The organism is Streptomyces roseus (assembly GCF_001044425.1).
Classification (GTDB): domain Bacteria; phylum Actinomycetota; class Actinomycetes; order Streptomycetales; family Streptomycetaceae; genus Streptomyces; species Streptomyces roseus.
Map to the genome: position 1 here is coordinate 18,990 of NZ_LFML01000031.1, position 18,280 is coordinate 37,269.

17 protein-coding genes are annotated in these 18,280 nt (G+C 72.6%); 9 read left to right on the forward strand and 8 right to left on the reverse strand.

From position 1 onward, the window contains the following. Positions 1–1,009: 1,009 nt before the first annotated feature. Positions 1,010–2,773, reverse strand: a complete 1,764-nt coding sequence (locus ACS04_RS08120) for an acetyl/propionyl/methylcrotonyl-CoA carboxylase subunit alpha (protein WP_048475855.1) — start codon at positions 2,771–2,773, stop codon at positions 1,010–1,012. A 385-nt stretch (positions 2,774–3,158) separates the two neighbouring features. On the opposite strand from ACS04_RS08120, the gene ACS04_RS08125 reads away from it, so the two are divergent. Next, on the forward strand, positions 3,159–3,665 hold the full coding sequence (locus tag ACS04_RS08125; RefSeq protein ID WP_078864544.1) for a hypothetical protein: 507 nt from the start codon (positions 3,159–3,161) through the stop codon (positions 3,663–3,665). On the opposite strand, the gene ACS04_RS08130 is transcribed toward ACS04_RS08125, so the two are convergent. The 4 genes from ACS04_RS08130 to ACS04_RS08140 all read right to left on the reverse strand — a co-directional run bounded on the left by ACS04_RS08130 (position 3,646) and on the right by ACS04_RS08140 (position 6,504). Continuing rightward, positions 3,646–4,275, reverse strand: coding sequence for a Maf family protein (locus ACS04_RS08130; RefSeq protein WP_048475884.1), 630 nt, complete (start codon positions 4,273–4,275; stop codon positions 3,646–3,648). The two genes, ACS04_RS08125 and ACS04_RS08130, sit on opposite strands and share 20 nt — an antisense overlap. Before the next feature lie 63 nt (positions 4,276–4,338). Next, a complete protein-coding gene (gene mmpB / locus ACS04_RS40005; protein ID WP_099889787.1) occupies positions 4,339–4,470 on the reverse strand; it encodes a morphogenic membrane protein MmpB in 132 nt (43 codons plus the stop codon). 209 nt (positions 4,471–4,679) lie between these two features. Continuing rightward, on the reverse strand, positions 4,680–4,886 hold the full coding sequence (locus ACS04_RS08135; protein WP_078864548.1) for an acyl-CoA carboxylase epsilon subunit: 207 nt from the start codon (positions 4,884–4,886) through the stop codon (positions 4,680–4,682). A gap of 22 nt (positions 4,887–4,908) precedes the next feature. After that, complete coding sequence (locus tag ACS04_RS08140) at positions 4,909–6,504, reverse strand: acyl-CoA carboxylase subunit beta (protein ID WP_048475857.1); 1,596 nt, start codon at positions 6,502–6,504, stop codon at positions 4,909–4,911. A gap of 131 nt (positions 6,505–6,635) precedes the next feature. Here ACS04_RS08140 and ACS04_RS08145 point away from each other — a divergent pair, with 131 nt between their 5' ends. The 5 genes from ACS04_RS08145 (at position 6,636) to hutH (ending at position 12,546) form a co-directional block, all read left to right on the forward strand. Continuing rightward, on the forward strand, positions 6,636–7,532 hold the full coding sequence (locus tag ACS04_RS08145) for a biotin--[acetyl-CoA-carboxylase] ligase (protein WP_048475858.1): 897 nt from the start codon (positions 6,636–6,638) through the stop codon (positions 7,530–7,532). Positions 7,533–7,674: 142 nt separating this feature from the next. Then, entirely contained in the window at positions 7,675–8,859 is a 1,185-nt protein-coding gene (locus ACS04_RS08150; RefSeq protein ID WP_048475859.1) for an adenylate/guanylate cyclase domain-containing protein, read from the forward strand. Between the two features lie 25 nt (positions 8,860–8,884). After that, on the forward strand, positions 8,885–9,667 hold the full coding sequence (locus ACS04_RS08155) for an enoyl-CoA hydratase/isomerase family protein (RefSeq protein WP_048475860.1): 783 nt from the start codon (positions 8,885–8,887) through the stop codon (positions 9,665–9,667). Positions 9,668–9,806: 139 nt separating this feature from the next. After that, positions 9,807–10,922, forward strand: coding sequence for a GGDEF domain-containing protein (locus ACS04_RS08160; RefSeq protein WP_048475861.1), 1,116 nt, complete (start codon positions 9,807–9,809; stop codon positions 10,920–10,922). Positions 10,923–11,004: 82 nt separating this feature from the next. Next, on the forward strand, positions 11,005–12,546 hold the full coding sequence (gene hutH, locus ACS04_RS08165; RefSeq protein ID WP_048475862.1) for a histidine ammonia-lyase: 1,542 nt from the start codon (positions 11,005–11,007) through the stop codon (positions 12,544–12,546). Between the two features lie 137 nt (positions 12,547–12,683). Here hutH and ACS04_RS08170 read toward each other — a convergent pair whose 3' ends face one another. After that, positions 12,684–13,094 (reverse strand): hypothetical protein, encoded by a 411-nt coding sequence (locus ACS04_RS08170; RefSeq protein ID WP_048475863.1) that lies wholly within the window; start codon positions 13,092–13,094, stop codon positions 12,684–12,686. 155 nt (positions 13,095–13,249) lie between these two features. Here ACS04_RS08170 and ACS04_RS39200 point away from each other — a divergent pair, with 155 nt between their 5' ends. Both ACS04_RS39200 and ACS04_RS08180 read left to right on the forward strand, forming a co-directional pair. Then, the gene (locus tag ACS04_RS39200) at positions 13,250–13,546 is read left to right on the forward strand and encodes a hypothetical protein (protein ID WP_245236322.1); all 297 of its coding nucleotides are present in this window, start codon (positions 13,250–13,252) and stop codon (positions 13,544–13,546) included. Between the two features lie 146 nt (positions 13,547–13,692). Then, entirely contained in the window at positions 13,693–14,970 is a 1,278-nt protein-coding gene (locus ACS04_RS08180; RefSeq protein ID WP_048475885.1) for a L,D-transpeptidase, read from the forward strand. Between the two features lie 123 nt (positions 14,971–15,093). Here the strand turns inward: ACS04_RS08180 and ACS04_RS08185 are convergent, their stop codons facing one another. Further along, positions 15,094–16,032: a helix-turn-helix transcriptional regulator gene (locus ACS04_RS08185; protein ID WP_048475865.1), complete on the reverse strand. Its 939-nt coding sequence runs from the start codon at positions 16,030–16,032 to the stop codon at positions 15,094–15,096. A gap of 230 nt (positions 16,033–16,262) precedes the next feature. Here ACS04_RS08185 and ACS04_RS08190 point away from each other — a divergent pair, with 230 nt between their 5' ends. Then, complete coding sequence (locus ACS04_RS08190) at positions 16,263–17,309, forward strand: NAD(P)-dependent alcohol dehydrogenase (RefSeq protein ID WP_048475866.1); 1,047 nt, start codon at positions 16,263–16,265, stop codon at positions 17,307–17,309. A gap of 67 nt (positions 17,310–17,376) precedes the next feature. On the opposite strand, the gene msrA is transcribed toward ACS04_RS08190, so the two are convergent. Then, positions 17,377–18,042 (reverse strand): peptide-methionine (S)-S-oxide reductase MsrA, encoded by a 666-nt coding sequence (gene msrA, locus ACS04_RS08195; protein WP_048475867.1) that lies wholly within the window; start codon positions 18,040–18,042, stop codon positions 17,377–17,379. Positions 18,043–18,280: the final 238 nt, after the last annotated feature.

Here is an 18,280-nt window from a genome sequence, read left to right on the forward strand (position 1 = left end):
CAGCGGGCCGTCCCGGCCATCCAAGGGTGGATCGCCGTCTCGGCGCGGCCACCGCATTATCTTTGAGGACGGGTCAGTGAGACCATTCCCGGCGTACGCCCGACCGCCCGCGCCGACGACCCGCCTTCCCGATCCCGGCGAAGCGCACGGAGCCGGACGACGTCTGGGCCGACCCGGACGGACCCCCGACGAAACCCTGACGGCCAATCACGCGCCGGGCCGGTAAGCGTGTACCGCGGCGGCAACCTCGTCGACGCGGACACCACGCTCGCGAAGGCGGACCACGGGCGCACAGCCGGCTTGCGACCGCCGTCGGACTGCCTTTCTCCGGCGGCGGCACGGGCCCGCCGGCCCCCTGCGCGAGGACGGCCGGGACATCCCGCTGACCTGGCCGAAGGCGCTTCCGGCGCCGAAGCGACTTCGGCCTCGAAGGCAAGGGCCTCGCCATCCGCATGGAGGCGAGCGGCGAGCTCCGCGCGGTGGATCCGGCGGGCAACTCCGTATTCAGCGCCGTCAAGCCGCAGATATGGGACTCGGGCGCCGACACGATCCTCCCCGAGTCCACCGCCGGTACGGCCCGACGCCGACCACCCCGGCACCGAAGTCCGGCACCCCGAAGTCGACGCCTCGAAGGACGCCGCCGCCAAGACCTCCGGCCTGCGGGCGGCCCCGGCCGTCGGCGCCGCCGCCCCCTTCCCCCGACGGCCGCCGTCGCGGCATCTCCCACGGGTCCGAGGAGGCAGTCCTCGGCGTCGCTCTCAAGGGCTCAAAGCTCACCTGAAGCCCCGACAGGAAGCTCCTCACTGACACCGGGACCGCCTACCCGGTCGTCATCGACCCGGTGTGGCGGGACGGCTTCAAGGCCAAGGCGGACGGCGGGTTCGAGCCCCCGGTGAAGAGCTGGACGGCACAGCCCGGCACCTGGTAGCCGCCGGGAGCAGCGCATGAGATCGGCCCCCAGGACCCGGAAGGGTCCTGGGGGCCGGCTTCGTTCCGTACGGCCTGCGGATCAGTCCTTGATCTCGCAGATCGTGGCGCCCGAGGTGAGGCTGGCGCCGACTTCGGCGGTGAGGCCGACGATGGTGCCGGAGCGGTGCGCGTTCAGCGGCTGCTCCATCTTCATGGCCTCCAGGACGACCACCAGGTCGCCCTCGTTGACCTGCTGGCCCTCCTCGACCGCGACCTTGACGATCGTGCCCTGCATCGGCGAGGCGAGCGTGTCGCCCGAGGCGGCCGGGCCGGACTTCTTCGCCGCGCGGCGCTTGGGCTTCGCGCCGCCCGCCGCCGCCGTACGGGCCAGGGTCATGCCCAGCGAGGACGGGAGGGAGACCTCCAGGCGCTTGCCGCCGACCTCGACGACCACGGTCTCGCGGCCCGGCTCGTCCTCGGCGTCCTCGGCCGCCGGGGCGGCGAACGGCGGGATCTCGTTGACGAACTCGGTCTCGATCCACCGGGTGAAGACGGTGAACGGGGTGCCGTCCTTCGGAGCGAAGGCCGGGTCCACGACGACCGCGCGGTGGAACGGGATGGCCGTGGCCATGCCCTCGACCTCGAACTCGGCCAGGGCGCGCGCCGCACGCTCGAGGGCCTGCTCGCGGGTGGCGCCGGTGACGATCAGCTTGGCCAGCAGGGAGTCCCAGGCCGGGCCGATGACCGAGCCGGACTCGACGCCCGTGTCGAGGCGGACGCCCGGGCCGGTCGGCGGGGCGAACTTGGTGACGGTGCCCGGCGCCGGCAGGAAGCCGCGGCCCGGGTCCTCGCCGTTGATGCGGAACTCGATGGAGTGGCCGCGCAGGACCGGGTCGCCGTAGCCGAGCTCCTCGCCGTCGGCGATGCGGAACATCTCGCGGACCAGGTCGATGCCGGAGACCTCTTCGGTGACCGGGTGCTCGACCTGGAGGCGGGTGTTGACCTCCAGGAAGGAGATCAGGCCGTCGGCGGAGACCAGGAACTCCACCGTGCCCGCGCCGACGTAGCCGGCCTCCTTCAGGATGGCCTTCGACGCCGCGTACAGCTCGGCGTTCTGAGCCTCCGACAGGAACGGCGCGGGGGCTTCCTCGACCAGCTTCTGGTGGCGGCGCTGGAGGGAGCAGTCGCGGGTGGAGACGACGACCACGTTGCCGTGGGAGTCGGCGAGGCACTGCGTCTCGACGTGGCGCGGCTTGTCGAGGTAGCGCTCGACGAAGCACTCGCCGCGGCCGAAGGCGGCGACGGCCTCGCGGACGGCCGAATCGTAGAGCTCCGGCACCTCTTCGAGGGTGCGGGCGACCTTCAGGCCGCGGCCGCCGCCGCCGAAGGCGGCCTTGATCGCGATCGGCAGGCCGTGCTCGCGGGCGAACGCGACGACCTCGTCGGCCCCGGAGACCGGGTCCGCCGTGCCCGCGACGAGCGGGGCGCCGGCGCGCTGGGCGATGTGGCGGGCGGCCACCTTGTCGCCGAGGTCGCGGATGGCCTGCGGCGGCGGGCCGATCCAGGTCAGGCCGGCGTCGAGCACGGCCTGGGCGAACTCCGCGTTCTCGGAGAGGAAGCCGTATCCGGGATGGATGGCGTCCGCGCCGGAATCGGCTGCGGCCTGCAGGACCTTGGAGATGTCCAAGTAGCTCGCGGCCGGGGTGTCACCGCCCAACGCGAAAGCTTCGTCGGCCGCGCGGACATGCAGAGCGTCCCGGTCCGGATCGGCGTAGACGGCTACGCTCGCGATCCCGGCATCCCGGCAGGCCCGAGCAACGCGGACAGCGATTTCGCCACGGTTGGCGATGAGCACCTTGCGCACGATGGCTCCCTCCTTGAAACAAGCTGAGTTTAGGGACAGCCCACACGGCGTTTCGACCCTTCCCTAGAGGTGACCTTGCCCACACGGAGTGTGATTCGAGTCCGCCTCGAGTGAGGAAAGCCCTTGTGGCGCCCCAGGTCAGGGGGATCCCCGACTGCACAGTAACCCCGTCACCCGTCCGAGGTCTCTGTTCGGCCGGTCAGCGGGCCCCGGTGATTCTTTGTCGAGTCCCTACGAACGTCCCACACATTCTTTGCGTGATCGCCGGAGCGGGCACCCCGCGCAACCGACCCGCCCGGACCCCTTGTCCGTACGTTTACCCGTTAGTAGCCTCCAGGGCGTCGAACAGGCTTGTGGTCGGCGGGCGGGGGAGGGGTGTGTCGTCGTGGGCGTCGTACTGCGCAGACTCGTGGCCGCACTGGCGGCGATCGTGCTCGTCGCCGAGGCGGCGGTGCTGGTCCTCGTCCACATCGTCCTGGGCGAGACCACCCGCAACCAGTCGATGTCGATAGCCGGCATGGACCCGGACCTCATGTCCACGGCCACGTACGCGATGGGGGCGGGCATCGGCGCGTTCCTGCTCCTGTGCGCCGTGCTCCTCGCCGCGGTGGCCGTACGCGACCGCGCGCCCGGCACCTTCGCCCGCGTCGTGCTCGTCACCGCCGCAGTCACCCACGGGGTGCTCGGCGCCCTCGCCGTCGGACTGGTCGGCTGGAGCGCCTTCGCGGTCACGATGGTGATCCTGTGCCTGCTGGTCCTGACCCTGATGCTCTACGCGGCCCAGGGCACCGCCGGAGCGCCTTCTACGGGCCCCTCGGGCGGGCAGGGCGCTCCGGGCCCCCAGGACGCCCCACCGCCGCCGTACGGGGAGCTCAAGCCCACAAATCCGTGATCGACACGCCCAGTTCGCCCAGCAGGGAGCGCAGCAGCGGCATCGACAGCCCGATGACGTTCCCGTGGTCCCCGTCGATGCCCTCGATGAACGGCGCCGACAGCCCGTCCAGGGTGAACGCGCCCGCCACGTGCAGCGGCTCTCCGCTCGCCACGTACGCGGCCACCTCGGCGTCCGTCGGCTCGCCGAACCGGACCGTCGTGGAGGCGGTGGCCGAAACCTGACGGCCGGTCGCGGTGTCGATCACGCAGTGCCCGGTCCGCAGCACGCCGGCCCGGCCGCGCATCGCCGTCCAGCGGGCGGTGGCCTCGGCGGCGTCCGCCGGCTTGCCGAGCGCCTCGCCGTCCAGCTCCAGCACCGAGTCACAGCCGATCACCAGGGCGCCCGCGGCCTCCTCCAGGGCCGCCACGACCCCCGCCTTGGCCTCGGCCAGCGCCAGGGCCAGCTCGGCCGGGGAATCCGCGGTGAGCGCGTCCTCGTCGAAGTGGCTGACGATCACGTGCGGGGCCAGCCCGGCCTGCCGCAGCAGGTTGAGCCGGGCGGGCGAGGCGGAGGCGAGGATGAGGGAGTGGGTGGGGGTGGGGGCCTGGGCCTGGGCAGCAGCAGTCATGCCCGCCATCGTAGGCGCGGGCCTCCCGCTCCGGACGCCCCGCCGGGGAGCCCGTCCGGCCGGCTAGAAACCCACCCCCAGCACGTACACGACCACCAGCATCGCGAGGACGACCACGACGGTCATCCGCCGGACCATCGCCTGCGCGTCGCGCATGTCCTTGGGCGGCTCGTTCTTCGGGTCTGACCAGAGCATGCCCCGATCCTGGCCCCGGGGACCGGTGCGGCGCCTGAGTACGGGTACTCAGGCGCCACAGTCCGTTCACGTCATCTTCACGACCGGACGGGGGTCCGTCCGGGCCGGTCCCCCGGGCCGGCCTGCTCACCGTCCCCCGGGCCGGCCGGGTCACCGTCCGCCGCGCCCGGTACGCCCCGGGGGGCCCGCCCGCGTACCGTCCCGGCCGCCTATCCGGGCCAGTACGTACGGGCCCACGCGCGCGGCCCCGGCTGCGGCATCGTCCGCCGCGCCACCCGGGCCGGAGCCGACCACTCGTCCGCCACCCGCGCCGCGCCCGACGGTGCCGATGCCAGCACCGCCGCGCGCGCTTGGACCACCGCCAGTGCGGCGGCCAGCTCCTCGGGCGTCGGATTCCCCTTGACGACCTTGATCACCACGGGACTGCCTCCCAGCGTCCTAGAGGGGGATGTTGCCGTGCTTCTTCGGGGGCAGCGACTCGCGCTTGGTGCGCAGCTGCCGCAGCCCCTTGACCACGTGCGCCCGGGTCTCCGACGGCATGGTCACCGCGTCCACGTACCCGCGCTCGGCGGCCGTGTACGGGTTCAGCAGCGTGTCCTCGTACTCGGCGATGAGCCGGGCCCGGGTCTCCTCGGCGGTGCCGGCCTCCTCCGCCTCCGCGATGGCGCGCCGGTGCAGGATGTTGACCGCGCCCTGGGCGCCCATGACGGCGATCTGCGCGGTCGGCCAGGCCAGGTTCAGGTCCGCGCCGAGGTGCTTGGAGCCCATGACGTCGTACGCGCCGCCGAAGGCCTTGCGGGTGATGACGGTGATCAGGGGGACGGTGGCCTCGGCGTACGCGTAGATCAGCTTCGCGCCGCGCCGGATGATTCCGTTGTACTCCTGGTCCGTGCCCGGCAGGAAGCCGGGGACGTCCACGAACGTCAGCACCGGGATGTTGAAGGCGTCGCAGGTCCGCACGAAGCGGGCGGCCTTCTCGGAGGCGTCGATGTCCAGGCAGCCGGCGAACTGCATCGGCTGGTTGGCGACGATGCCCACCGGGTGGCCCTCGACGCGGCCGAAGCCGGTGAGGATGTTCGGCGCGAACAGCGACTGCGTCTCCAGGAACTCCGCGTCGTCGAGCACGTGCTCGATCACGGTGTGCATGTCGTACGGCTGGTTCGCGCTGTCCGGGATCAGTACGTCGAGCTCGCGGTCGGTGTCACTGACCTCGGTGTCCGCCTCCTCGGGGAAGGCGGGCGGCTCGGAGAGGTTGTTCGACGGCAGGTACGCCAGCAGGGACTTGACGTACTCGATGGCGTCCTTCTCGTCCCCGGCCATGTGGTGGGCGACGCCCGAGGTGGAGTTGTGGGTGCGGGCGCCGCCGAGCTCCTCGAAGCCCACGTCCTCGCCGGTGACCGTCTTGATGACGTCCGGGCCGGTGATGAACATGTGCGAGGTCTGATCGACCATCACGGTGAAATCGGTGATCGCGGGGGAGTACACGGCGCCGCCGGCACACGGTCCCACGATCAGGCTGATCTGCGGGATGACGCCGGAGGCGTGGACGTTGCGGCGGAAGATCTCGCCGTACATGCCGAGCGCGCTCACGCCCTCCTGGATGCGGGCGCCGCCGGAGTCGTTGATGCCGACGAGCGGGCAGCCGGTCTTGAGGGCGAAGTCCATCACCTTCATGATCTTCTGCCCGTAGACCTCGCCGAGGGCCCCGCCGAAGACCGTGAAGTCCTGGGAGAACACGGCGACCGGGCGGCCGTCCACCGTGCCGTAGCCGGTGACGACGCCGTCGCCGTAGGGGCGGGTCTTCTCCAGCCCGAAAGCGGTCGAGCGGTGGCGGGCGAACTCGTCGAGCTCGACGAAGGACCCCTCGTCCAGCAGCAGGGCGACCCGCTCACGCGCCGTCAGCTTCCCCTTGGCGTGCTGCTTCTCCACCGCGCGCGCGGACCCGGCGTGAGTGGCTTCGTCGATGCGGCGCTGCAGGTCCGCGATCTTGCCCGCGGTGGTGTGCATGTCGATCGGCTCTGAGGGTTGTGACATCGGGGTCGCGGCTCCCTGTGTGGTGTCAACTGCCTGGTCAATTGATTGACTACTGCTGGCTACTGGTGCGTAGCGTATCGGCGGGCATGGCGCTCGGCAGTGCGGCGTTTGACACACCTAATGTGGCTTGCATGACGCCATCAGATGCATCAGGAGCGGCCTCCGCCGGCCGCTGGTCGAGTCTTGAGCGGCCGCCGTTGGGCGCCGCCGCGCTGGAGCGGGCCCTCGTCACCGACGGGGGGCTGTGGACCTCGGTCGAGGTGGTCGCCGCCACCGGGTCCACGAACACCGACCTCGCCGCCCGGGCCGCCGGCCTGCCCGAGGGGGCCGTGCTCGTCGCCGAGGAGCAGACCGCCGGGCGCGGCCGGCTCGACCGGAGCTGGGTGGCCCCGCCGCGGTCGGGGCTGTTCTTCTCCGTCCTGCTCAAGCCGGGCGACTCCGTACCGCAGGAGCGGTGGGGGTGGCTGACCCTGCTGGCCGGGGTGGCCGCCGCGAGCGGGCTGTCGCGGGCCGCCGGAGTGGACGCGGCACTCAAGTGGCCCAACGACCTCCTCGTCACCGTGAACGGCGAGGAGCGCAAGACCGGCGGCATCCTCGCCGAGCGGGTGGGTGGGGGTCCCTCCCGGGCCGGAGGCTCCGGGGGAGGGGTCGTGATCGGTATCGGGCTCAACGTGACCCTGACCGAGGACGAGCTGCCGGTGCCCGAAGCCGGGTCGCTGATCCTCGCCAAGGCCGCCGTGACGGACCGGGAGCCCCTGCTGAAGGCCGTACTGCGCTCCCTGGAGCAGTGGTACGGGGACTGGCGGGCGGTCGGCGGCGACCCGGCCGCCAGCGGGCTCCAGGAGGCGTACGCGGCAAACTGCGTGACCCTGGGCCGGCACGTACGGGCCGACCTGCCCGGCGGGCGCACGCTCACCGGGACGGCCGAAGCGGTCGACGCGGACGGGCGGCTGGTCGTGCGCACGGCCGCGGGCGAGCACGAGGCCGTGGGGGCCGGGGACGTCGTCCATCTGCGGTCGGTGCGGTAGCCGGCCCGACGCCGGGGCCGCGGCCGCGGGAGTGGGGAGTGAGCTACGGCACACCTGCCGTATGGTTTAGGCGATCCCGGTCCTCCCGGTGATCACCCGGTTCGGCAGGGCAGTGCGCACGGCAATGGACAGGAGGCGGCCCTTGACCGTCGACGACTCTACGTCCGGCGCGTCCGCCTCCCGGACGGGTGGTCCGGGGCCGTCCGGCCCGGGATCCTCCGGCCCGGGCACCCCGATCGGACGCGACCAGCACACCCCCCTCCACGAGGTGGACCACACCGCCCAGCCGACGGCGGACCCGCTCGCCATCCGGCTGGAGCAGCTGATCCTGGGCGCGGAGCGGCGCTACACGCCGTTCCAGGCAGCCCGCAGCGCCGGGGTCTCGATGGAGCTCGCCTCCCGCTTCTGGCGGGCCATGGGCTTCGCGGACATCGGCCAGGCCAAGGCCCTGACGGAGGCCGACGTACTGGCGCTGCGCCGCCTCGCCGGCCTGGTCGAGGCGGGGCTGCTCAGCGAACCCATGGCCGTGCAGGTGGCGCGCTCCACCGGGCAGACCACCGCCCGGCTGGCGGAATGGCAGATCGACTCCTTCCTGGAGGGGCTGACGGAGCCGCCGGAGCCGGGGATGACCCGTACGGAGGTCACGTACCCGCTGGTCGAGCTGCTCCTGCCGGAGCTGGAGGAGTTCCTCGTCTACGTGTGGCGCCGCCAGCTGGCGGCGGCCACCGGGCGCGTGGTGCAGGTCGCGGACGACGAGGAGATGGTCGACCGGCGGCTCGCGGTGGGCTTCGCGGACCTGGTCGGCTTCACGCGCTTGACGCGGCGGCTGGAGGAGGAGGAGCTCGGCGAGCTCGTCGAGTCCTTCGAGACGACCTCGGCGGACCTGGTGGCCGCGCACGGCGGCCGGCTGATCAAGACGCTCGGCGACGAGGTGCTGTACTGCGCCGACGACGCGGCGACGGCGGCCGAGATCGCGCTGCGGCTGATCGAGACGATGGAAGCGGACGCCCAGATGCCGGAGCTGCGCGTCGGCATGGCGTTCGGGACGGTGACGACCCGGATGGGCGACGTCTTCGGCACCACCGTGAACCTGGCCTCGCGGCTGACGTCGATAGCGCCGAAGGACGCGGTGCTCGTCGACGGTGCGATGGCGAAGGAGCTGGGCCGCACGGGCGCGGCGCCGGTCTCCGAGAAGGAGGCCGAGGCGGAGGAGGGCGGCGGCACGTACCGCTTCGCGCTCCAGCCGATGTGGCAGCGGCCGGTGCGCGGACTGGGGGTCGTGGAGCCCTGGTCGCTGACGCGGCGGAAGCCTAAGATCCCCGGGTAACGTTCGTTAACCGGGAGGGTCTTTCGTGTCTGAGTTCGTGGCTGTGCGCCGGCATGACGACGGGGTCGCGGAGCTGGTCCTGGACCGCCCCAAGGCGATGAACGCCGTCTCGACGGAGATGGCGCGGGCCATCGGCGACGCGTGCGCGCAGCTCGCGGCGGACTCCTCGGTGCGGGTGGTCGTGCTGTCCTCGGCGGTGGAACGGGCGTTCTGCGTCGGAGCGGACCTCAAGGAGCGCAACTCGCTCTCGGACGCGGAGCTGGTGCGGCAGCGGCCGACCACGCGGGGCGCCTACGGGGGCGTGCTGGAGCTGCCGATGCCGACGGTCGCGGCAGTGCACGGCTTCGCGCTGGGCGGCGGCTTCGAGCTGGCGCTGGCGTGCGATGTGATCGTGGCGGACGAGACGGCGGTGGTCGGCCTGCCGGAGGTCTCCGTGGGCGTGATCCCGGGCGGCGGCGGTACGCAGCTGCTGCCGAGGCGGGTCGGCGCGGCGCGGGCGGCGGAGCTGATCTTCACGGCGCGGCGGGTGGAGGCGGCGGAGGCGCTGTCGCTGGGCCTGGTCGACTCGGTGGTCGCGGCGGGTACGGACCGGGCGGAGGCGCTGGCGCTGGCGGCCCGCATGGCGGCGAACTCCCCGGTGGGCCTGCGGGCGGCGAAGCGGGCCCTGCGCCTGGGCCACGGGATGGACCTGGCGGCGGGCCTGGAGATCGAGGACGCGGCCTGGCGGACGGTGGCCTTCTCGGGCGACCGCGCGGAGGGCGTGGCGGCGTTCAACGAGAAGCGCCGCCCGAACTGGCCGGGGCACTGAGGCCCGGCCCGCGGATCGCGCCGGGCCCGCGCGCCGGGGCGGGGCGTCCGGCGAACCGTTGCCGGGGCGGGGCGTCCGACGGACGGGTGTCGGGGGCCGGGCATCCGACAAATCTGACAAAACTCCCTAACCTGGGGTGATGGGACTCGACGGGCGGCTGCGAGCCGTCGTGGGCCTGGCGCAGGCCATGGCCGCCGCATGCGCGCCGCGGGACAGCGTGCGGGCCGCCGCCCGCGGGGCCCGGCTCGCGATGGACGGCTCGTTCGCCGCGATCTCCGCCTGGGAGCGCGAGCGGGGGCGGCTGCGCGTGCTCGTCAACGAGGGCGGGCTGCGCGCCGGGGAGGAGGAGTTCCCCGAGGACGAGTCCTACCCCGTCCACGACTTCCCCGAGATCACCGAGTTCCTGCACGAGCGCTGGGTCGGGGGCGGCGGCCCGCACGCCTGGGTGGAAGCGGCCGGCGGCGGGCGCCCCGGGCGGCGCGGCGAGGCCCTGCGCCGCCGCGGCCGCGGGAGCTGCGTCGTGGCGCCCGTCGTGCTCAGCGGCCGGGCCTGGGGCGAGCTGTACGTCGCCCGGGACGCCGGCCTGCCCGACTTCGACGAGGACGACGCCGAGTTCGCGACCGTCCTGGCCGCCGTCGTCGCCGCCGGCCTCGCCCAGAACGAGCGGCTCGAAGAGGCCCGCCGTCTCGCCTTCACCGACCCCCTGACCGGCCTCGCCAACCGCCGTGCCGTCGACATGCGGCTCGACGAGGCCCTGGAGGAGCACCGGCGCGCCGGCGCCGTGGTCAGCCTGGTCGTCTGCGACCTCAACGGGCTCAAGACGGTCAACGACACCCTCGGCCACGCCATGGGCGACCGGCTGCTGGAGCGGTTCGGGTCCGTGCTCAGCCTCTGCGGGGCGATGCTGCCCGGCGCCCTCGTCGCCCGCCTCGGCGGCGACGAGTTCTGCCTGGTCAGCGTGGGGCCGCCCGCCGACGAGGTGGTGCGGGTCACCGAGGAGCTGTGCCTGCGCGCCGCCGAGCTGGAGCTCGGGGAGGGCGTGGCCTGCGGGGTCGCGTCCACCGGGGATCCGATCGGGCCCGTGAAGTCCTCCCGGCGGCTGTTCCGGCTGGCCGACGCGGCCCAGTACAAGGCCAAGGCCGCCCGCTCCCCGAAACCCGTCGTCGCCGGCCGGGACACCGCCGTCGTCCGGCTGGCCGACGCCGCCCAGCAGGAGGCGGCCGGCGAACGGCGCCGCTTCCGCGGCCGGGCATGAGCCCGGTACGGGGCGTAAGGGTCCCTCCCGAAAGTCGCTAGTGACATGAAGCGATTCAGTCCGTAGGGTGCTGAATATGGATATGCACACTGTCGTGGTGGGGACGTCCGGGACCACCGCCGAGGACGTCATCGCCGTCGCCCGCGGCAACGCGCGGATCGAGCTGTCCGGCGAGGCGCTCGACGCCCTCGCCCGCGCCCGCGAGATCGTCGACGCCCTCGCCGCCAAGCCCGAACCCGTCTACGGGGTGTCCACCGGCTTCGGCGCCCTCGCCTCCCGGCACATCAGCCCCGAGCTGCGCGCCCAGCTCCAGCGCAACATCGTCCGCTCGCACGCCGCCGGCATGGGCCCGCGCGTCGAGCGGGAGGTCGTGCGCGCCCTGATGTTCCTGCGCCTGAAGACCGTCGCCTCCGGTCACACCGGCGTCCGTCCGTCCGTCGCGCAGACCATGGCCGACGTGCTCAACGCGGGCATCACGCCCGTCGTCCACGAGTACGGCTCGCTCGGCTGCTCCGGCGACCTCGCGCCGCTCTCGCACTGCGCGCTCACCCTGATGGGCGAAGGCGACGCCGAGGGCCCGGACGGGGTCGTGCGCCCCGCCGGCGAGCTGCTCGCCGCGGCCGGGATCCAGCCCGTCGAGCTCAAGGAGAAGGAGGGCCTCGCCCTCCTCAACGGCACGGACGGCATGCTCGGCATGCTGGTCATGGCCCTCGCCGACCTCGACAAGCTCTACAAGTCCGCCGACATCACGGCCGCGCTGACCCTTGAGGCGCTGCTCGGCACCGAGAAGGTGCTCGCCCCCGAGCTGCACGCGATCCGCCCGCACCCCGGCCAGGGCGCCTCCGCCGCGAACATGGCCGCCGTCCTGAAGGGCTCCGGGCTGACCGAGCACTTCCAGGAGGAGTCCGCCCCGCGCGTGCAGGACGCCTACTCGGTGCGCTGCGCCCCGCAGGTGGCCGGCGCCGGCCGCGACACCATGGCGCACGCGGCCCTCGTCGCCTCGCGCGAGCTGGCCTCCGCCGTGGACAACCCGGTGGTGCTGCCGGACGGACGCGTGGAGTCCAACGGCAACTTCCACGGCGCGCCGGTGGCGTACGTCCTGGACTTCCTGGCGATCGCGGCGGCCGACCTCGGCTCCATCGCCGAGCGCCGCACCGACCGGCTGCTCGACAAGAACCGCTCGCACGGGCTGCCGCCGTTCCTGGCGGACGACGCCGGTGTCGACTCCGGTCTGATGATCGCGCAGTACACGCAGGCCGCCCTGGTCAGCGAGATGAAGCGGCTGGCCGTGCCGGCCTCCGCCGACTCGATCCCGTCCTCCGCCATGCAGGAGGACCACGTCTCGATGGGCTGGTCGGCCGCGCGCAAGCTCCGTACCGCCGTGGACAACCTGACCCGGATCATCGCGATCGAGATGTACGCGGCCACCCGCGCCATCGAGCTGCGGCACGGGCTCACCCCTGCTCCGGCGAGCCGGGCGGTCATCGCGGCGGCCCGGGCGGCCGGTGTGGAGGGTCCCGGGCCGGATCGTTTCCTCGCCCCTGACCTGGCCGCGGCCGACGCGTTCGTCCGTTCCGGCGGCCTCGTCGCAGCGGTGGAGCCGGTGACGGGACCGCTCGCGTAGCGACACGGGCCGCCGTCCGGTCGTACGGGCGCCGCGAAGGGCCGCTCCGGGAGACTTCCCGGGGCGGCCCTTCGGCGTCCGGTGCGAAGGCGCGCCGGACCTCAGGTGCAGGGGCGGCGCGACGGCCCGCAGGGGGCCTACGCCTGCGAGCGGCGTACGGAGAAGGCGACGAACCCGGCCCCGAGGCCCAGGCAGAGCGTGCCGCCCAGCAGGTACGGGGTGGTGTCGATCCCACCGGTGTCGGCGAGGCCCAGCGGGACCTGGCCGGCGCCCTGCGGGCTGTCGCCGGAGCCGCCCGGGGAACCGGAGACCAGCGTGGTCACCGAACCGGATCCCGCCGTGTTGGCGGACTGGGGCGCGGCCGGGCCGGAACCGGAATCCGAACCGGAACCGGAATCCGAACCGGAGGGCGTGGCGGAGGTGGCGGAGGCGGTGGAACCGGAGCCCGCGGACCCCGGTGCGGTGGCCCCGGCCGAGGGAACGAACCACAGGGCGGCGAGGAGGGTGGTCGCTCCGAGAGCGGTGAGCAGCGGACGACGTGCGGACACGGTGCGATCCCCCTTGCGGACGCAGCGAATTGGCCGTGTGCGGTGATGCTACGGACAAGGGCGGGTCGCGGGAAAGTCGGGGCTGCCGCGGGCTTAGTCTCCGTCGTATGAACCCTTCTGACACATCACGATACGTCCGCCTTCGAGTTGATTTGGTGCTGGAGGTACCCGACGCCGAGGCGCTCACCGGCGCCGCGCTCGCGCACATCCAGGCCGACGAGTTCATGCCGGACGAGGAGCGCGGTCACGCCGAATCGGCCGTACGGGAAGACGAATCGGAGGCGCTCGCGTACCTCGTCGACCCCACTGACCTGGTCGCCGACATCCCCGGGGTGGAGCTGGCGCAGGCCTCCTGGAGCAGCGAGCCCGTCGAATACGACCCCGAGTCGATGGAGTGGGACCTCGGCGAGGAAGATGGGGAGTACGACGAAGAGACGACCGACAACGCCTGACCGTGTGGTTGCCCACATTCAAACGTGATGTGGAACCGTCCGGGCCCGGAACGCGTTGACTGGTGCGAGGCAGGGGGCGTGTCTCCCTGCCTTGAATCGGGGCACCACCCGGCGCGGCCGGGGGAAGCCCGGGGGTCATGGCAACGATGGAGTGGCGTGTGAGGACGGACAAGAAGCGGCGGCGGAGGTCCCTGGCGGCCATATCCGCCGTACTCGGCGGCGTGCTGGTGCTCTCGGCCTGCGGCGGTGGCGACGACGACGGCAAGGCCAAGGGCGGCGACACGAACAGCAGCAAGTCCCAGTCGGACGTGGACGCGGCAGCGGCCAAGGACGCCTCCAAGGCCAAGATAACGATCACGCCGAAGGACGGCACGACCAATGTCGGCCTGAACGACGCGGCCAACGTCGCCGTCACCGACGGCACCCTCACGGCGGTCGAGCTGAAGACCTCCGAGGGCGCCGCCGTGGCGGGCAAGATAGCCGCCGACGGCAAGAGCTGGAAGCCGGACGCCGCGCTGAAGCGCTCCACCAAGTACGCGCTGTCCGCGACCGCCAAGGACGAGGCCGGCAAGGAGGCGCACGAGAACGCCTCCTTCACCACCGTCTCCCCGGAGAACAGCTTCGTCGGCTCGTTCATACCGGACGACGGCCAGACCGTCGGCGTGGGCATGCCGGTCTCGATCACCTTCAACAAGGCGATCAAGGACCAGAAGGCGGTCCAGGCGGCGATCACCGTCACCTCCAGCAGCGGCCAGGAGGTCGTCGGGCACTGGTTCAGCGCGCAGCGCCTGGACTTCCGCCCCGAGCAGTACTGGCAGGCCGGCTCCACCGTCACGCTGAAGCTGGCGCTGGACGGGGTGCAGGGCGCCCCCGGCGTCAAGGGCGTGCAGAACCGGACCGCCACCTTCAAGATCGGCCGCAGCCAGGTCTCGACGGTCGACGCGAAGACGAAGAAGATGACCGTCACCCGTGACGGTGCGGTCCTCAAGACCATCCCGATCTCGGCGGGCTCCCCTGAGAACCCGACGTACAACGGCCAGATGGTGATCTCCGAGAAGTTCAAGGAGACCCGGATGGACGGCTCCACTGTCGGCTTCAAGAACAGTGAGGGCAAGGGCGAGTACGACATCAAGGACGTCCCGCACGCGATGCGGCTGTCCCAGTCCGGCACCTTCATCCACGGCAACTACTGGGGATCGGACTCGATCTTCGGCAGCGTGAACACGAGCCACGGCTGTGTCGGCCTGAACGACGCCCAGGGCGCGAACGACCCGAACCAGCCCGCGGCCTGGTTCTACGACAACTCGCTCATCGGTGACGTGGTCACGGTGGTCAACTCGCCGGACAAGACCATCAAGCCGGACAACGGCCTCAACGGCTGGAACATGACCTGGGCGGAGTGGAAGGCCGGCGCGGCTTCCTGACCCCCCGGCTCGACCGAACGGTTTCGACCGACCCCCGCGGATGGCGGGGAGCCCCACCGGAAACGGCGGAGGCTCCCCGCCATCCGGCGTTCCGGCGTTCCGGCTCTCCGGGACCGGGACGGCTCAGGCCGTGGCGCCGTCGGAGGCCGACGGGGTGGAGGCGGTGGAGGGGGCGGCAGGGGCGGAGGCGGCGGAAGGGGCGTGCGGTGCGTCGGGCGCCGACCAGGAGGCCAGCATCCGCAGCGCGTCCTGCGAGGGCGAGCCCGGCTCCGCGTGGTAGGTGACCAGGACCTGCGCCGAGTCGCCCGGCAGCGCCAGGGTCTCGAAGGACAGCGACAGCTCGCCGACCAGCGGGTGCCGGAGCGTCTTCACGCCGTGCGTCTTGTTGTCCGCGAGCGTGTGCGCGGCCCACAGCCGCCGGAACTCCTCGTTCTTCACCGACAACTCCCCGACCAGCGCCGACAGCTGCTCGTCGTCCGGGTGCTCGCCCGCGTACATGCGCAGACTGCTCACGACCCGGCAGGCCAGGCAGTCCCACTCCGCGTAGAGCTCGGCCGCCGCCGGGTCGAGGAACACCAGGCGCACGAGGTTGCGCTCCTGGGGCGGCAGCAGGCCGAAGTCCCCGAACACCGCCGCGGCCAGCCGGTTCCACCCGATGACGTCCTGCCGCCGCCCCAGGAGGTACGCGGGAACCCCGTCCATCGCGTCCATCAGCGTCCGCAGCTCCGGGCGCACGTGCTCCGCCCGGTACTGCTTCGCCCGCTGCCTGCGGGGCCTGGGGCGGGCCAGGTGGGTCAGGTGGGCCGTCTCCGTGCCGTCCAGGCGCAGGGCGCGGGCGATCGCGTCGAGCACCTCTGCGGAAACGTTTTGCCCGTGCCCCTGTTCGAGCCGCGTGTAGTACGCCACCGACACGCCCGCCAGCTGCGCCAGCTCCTCGCGGCGCAGCCCCGGCACCCGGCGGTGGCGCCCGTAGTCGGGCAGGCCGACGTCCGAGGGACGCAGTCGCGCACGGCGGGAGCGGAGGAACTCGCCCAGTTCGGCGCGCTGATCAAGCTGGTCCATGAGGCCAGTATCGCCGGGCGGCCGCCGTGCCGGGGCCGTGTGCCTGACCCCGTCAGGGGTAGGACCGCCGGTCCTAGGCAGGACAGGGGCGTGGCTGCACGCGGCCGGGCCGGGGATCGTTCGGTGCACGCAGACCGCACGCAGACCGCACGCAGACCGCACGCAGACCGCACGCAGTCTGCGTGCACACCCGCAGGCACACCGCACGCCGTGTTCGAGGAGTCCCCACCATGTCCGTCACCCAGGTCGCCGCCTACGCCGCCCCCGCAGCGAAGGCCCCGCTGGAGCGCACCACCGTGCCGCGCCGCCCCGTGGGCGAGCGCGACGTCCTCATCGAGATCAAGTACGCCGGCATCTGCCACTCCGACATCCACCAGGTCCGCGACGGCTGGGGCGAGGGCATCTACCCCATGATCCCGGGTCACGAGATCGCCGGTGTCGTCGCCGAAGTCGGTTCGGGCGTCACGAGGTTCGCGGTGGGCGACCGCGTGGGCGTCGGCTGCTTCGTCGACTCCTGCCGGGAGTGCGAGTACTGCCTGCGCGGGCAGGAGCAGTACTGCGTCAAGGGCATGACCGGTACGTACAACGCCCGCGACAAGCAGGGCGAGCCCATGTACGGCGGCTACTCCACGCACCTCGTCGTCGACGAGAACTACACCGTTCGCATCCCCGACGGGCTGCCCCTGGACGCCGCGGCCCCGCTGCTGTGCGCCGGGATCACCCTGTACTCCCCGCTGAAGCACTGGCAGGCGGGCCCCGGCAGGAAGGTCGCGATCGTCGGCCTCGGCGGGCTCGGCCACATGGGAGTGAAGATCGCCGCGGCCCTCGGCGCCGAGGTGACCGTCCTGTCGCAGTCGCTGCGCAAGCAGGAGGACGGCCTGCGCCTCGGTGCCTCGCACTACTACGCCACGAGCGACCCGGCCACCTTCGAGGAGCTGGCCGGCACCTTCGACCTGGTCGTCTCGACCGTCTCGGCCCCGCTCGGCCTCGACGCGTACCTCGGCCTGCTGAAGGTCGACGGCGCGCTGGTGAACGTCGGCGCCCCGGAGGAGCCGGTCGAGCTGAACCTGTTCTCCGTCATCCAGGGCCGCAAGACCCTGGCCGGTTCGATGATCGGCGGCATCGCCGAGACGCAGGAGATGCTGGACTTCTGCGCGGAGCACGGCCTGGGCGCGGAGATCGAGGTGATCCCGGCGTCCGACATCAACGCCGCGTACGACCGCGTCCTCGCCAGCGACGTCCGCTACCGCTTCGTGATCGACGCCTCGACGATCTGATACCCGTCCCCGCCGGCGCCCGTCCGGCCGGAGCTCCGGCCGGACGCCGCCGGAGCTCCGGGGAGGGTCAGCCGTTGGCTCGGGCCACGCCGATCGGGCAGCTGACGCCCGTGCCGCCGATGCCGCAGTACCCGTCCGGGTTCTTGTCCAGGTACTGCTGGTGGTAGGCCTCGGCCGGCCAGAAGGGGCGCTCCGCCGCCGGGAGCACCGCCGTCGTGATCTCGCCGTAGCCCGACGAGGTCAGGACCTGCTGGTACGCGGTGCGGGAGGCCTCGGCCTCCGCCTGCTGGGCCTCGGAGTGGGTGTAGATCGCCGAGCGGTACTGGGTGCCGACGTCATTGCCCTGGCGGAAGCCCTGGGTGGGGTTGTGCGACTCCCAGAACAGCTTCAGGAGGGTGGCGTACGAGACCTGCGCCGGGTCGAAGACCACCCGCACGACCTCGGTGTGGCCGGTCTGGCCCGAGCACACCTCGTCGTACGTCGGGTTCTCGGTGAACCCGCCCTGGTAGCCGGCCAGCGTGGTCCAGACCCCCGGGGTCTGCCAGAACTTGCGCTCCGCGCCCCAGAAACAGCCCAGGCCGAAGTCGGCGACCTCCAGCCCCGCCGGGTACGGGCCGGCGAGCGGGTTGCCGAGGACGGTGTGCCGGTCCGGGAGCGAGAACTGCGGGGTCGCGCGGCCCGGCAGGGCCTCCTCGCGGGTGGGGAGCTCGGGCGTGCGGCGGTACGAGAACATGATTCCCTCCTAGTGGTGCTCCCTTCAACGGGCGAGGGCGGACCGGGATTCCCCCCGGCCCGCCCCGGGCGGTCACGTCATGGTTCCGTCATATCCGCCCGGCATCACGGGGCGAGCAGCAGTTTCCGGAGCGGTTCGGTGTCGGGCTGGTCGGCGACGGCGGCGTCCAAGGCCTGCTCCGGCTGCTCCTCGAAGCCCCCGGTCGCGAACCGCAGGGAGGCCGAGTCTCGCCGGGTCG

Bases quoted from the DNA above. Each gene is read 5' to 3' on its own strand.
- ACS04_RS08160 (WP_048475861.1), top strand. From the start codon at position 9,807: ATGGGACTCGACGGGCGGCTGCGAGCCGTCGTGGGCCTGGCGCAGGCC.
- mmpB (WP_099889787.1), bottom strand. From the start codon at position 4,470: ATGCTCTGGTCAGACCCGAAGAACGAGCCGCCCAAGGACATGCGCGAC.
- ACS04_RS08185 (WP_048475865.1), bottom strand. From the start codon at position 16,032: ATGGACCAGCTTGATCAGCGCGCCGAACTGGGCGAGTTCCTCCGCTCC.
- msrA (WP_048475867.1), bottom strand. From the start codon at position 18,042: ATGTTCTCGTACCGCCGCACGCCCGAGCTCCCCACCCGCGAGGAGGCC.
- ACS04_RS08180 (WP_048475885.1), top strand. From the start codon at position 13,693: ATGGAGTGGCGTGTGAGGACGGACAAGAAGCGGCGGCGGAGGTCCCTG.
- ACS04_RS08130 (WP_048475884.1), bottom strand. From the start codon at position 4,275: ATGACTGCTGCTGCCCAGGCCCAGGCCCCCACCCCCACCCACTCCCTC.
- hutH (WP_048475862.1), top strand. From the start codon at position 11,005: ATGCACACTGTCGTGGTGGGGACGTCCGGGACCACCGCCGAGGACGTC.
- ACS04_RS08190 (WP_048475866.1), top strand. From the start codon at position 16,263: ATGTCCGTCACCCAGGTCGCCGCCTACGCCGCCCCCGCAGCGAAGGCC.
- ACS04_RS08145 (WP_048475858.1), top strand. From the start codon at position 6,636: ATGACGCCATCAGATGCATCAGGAGCGGCCTCCGCCGGCCGCTGGTCG.
- ACS04_RS08140 (WP_048475857.1), bottom strand. From the start codon at position 6,504: ATGTCACAACCCTCAGAGCCGATCGACATGCACACCACCGCGGGCAAG.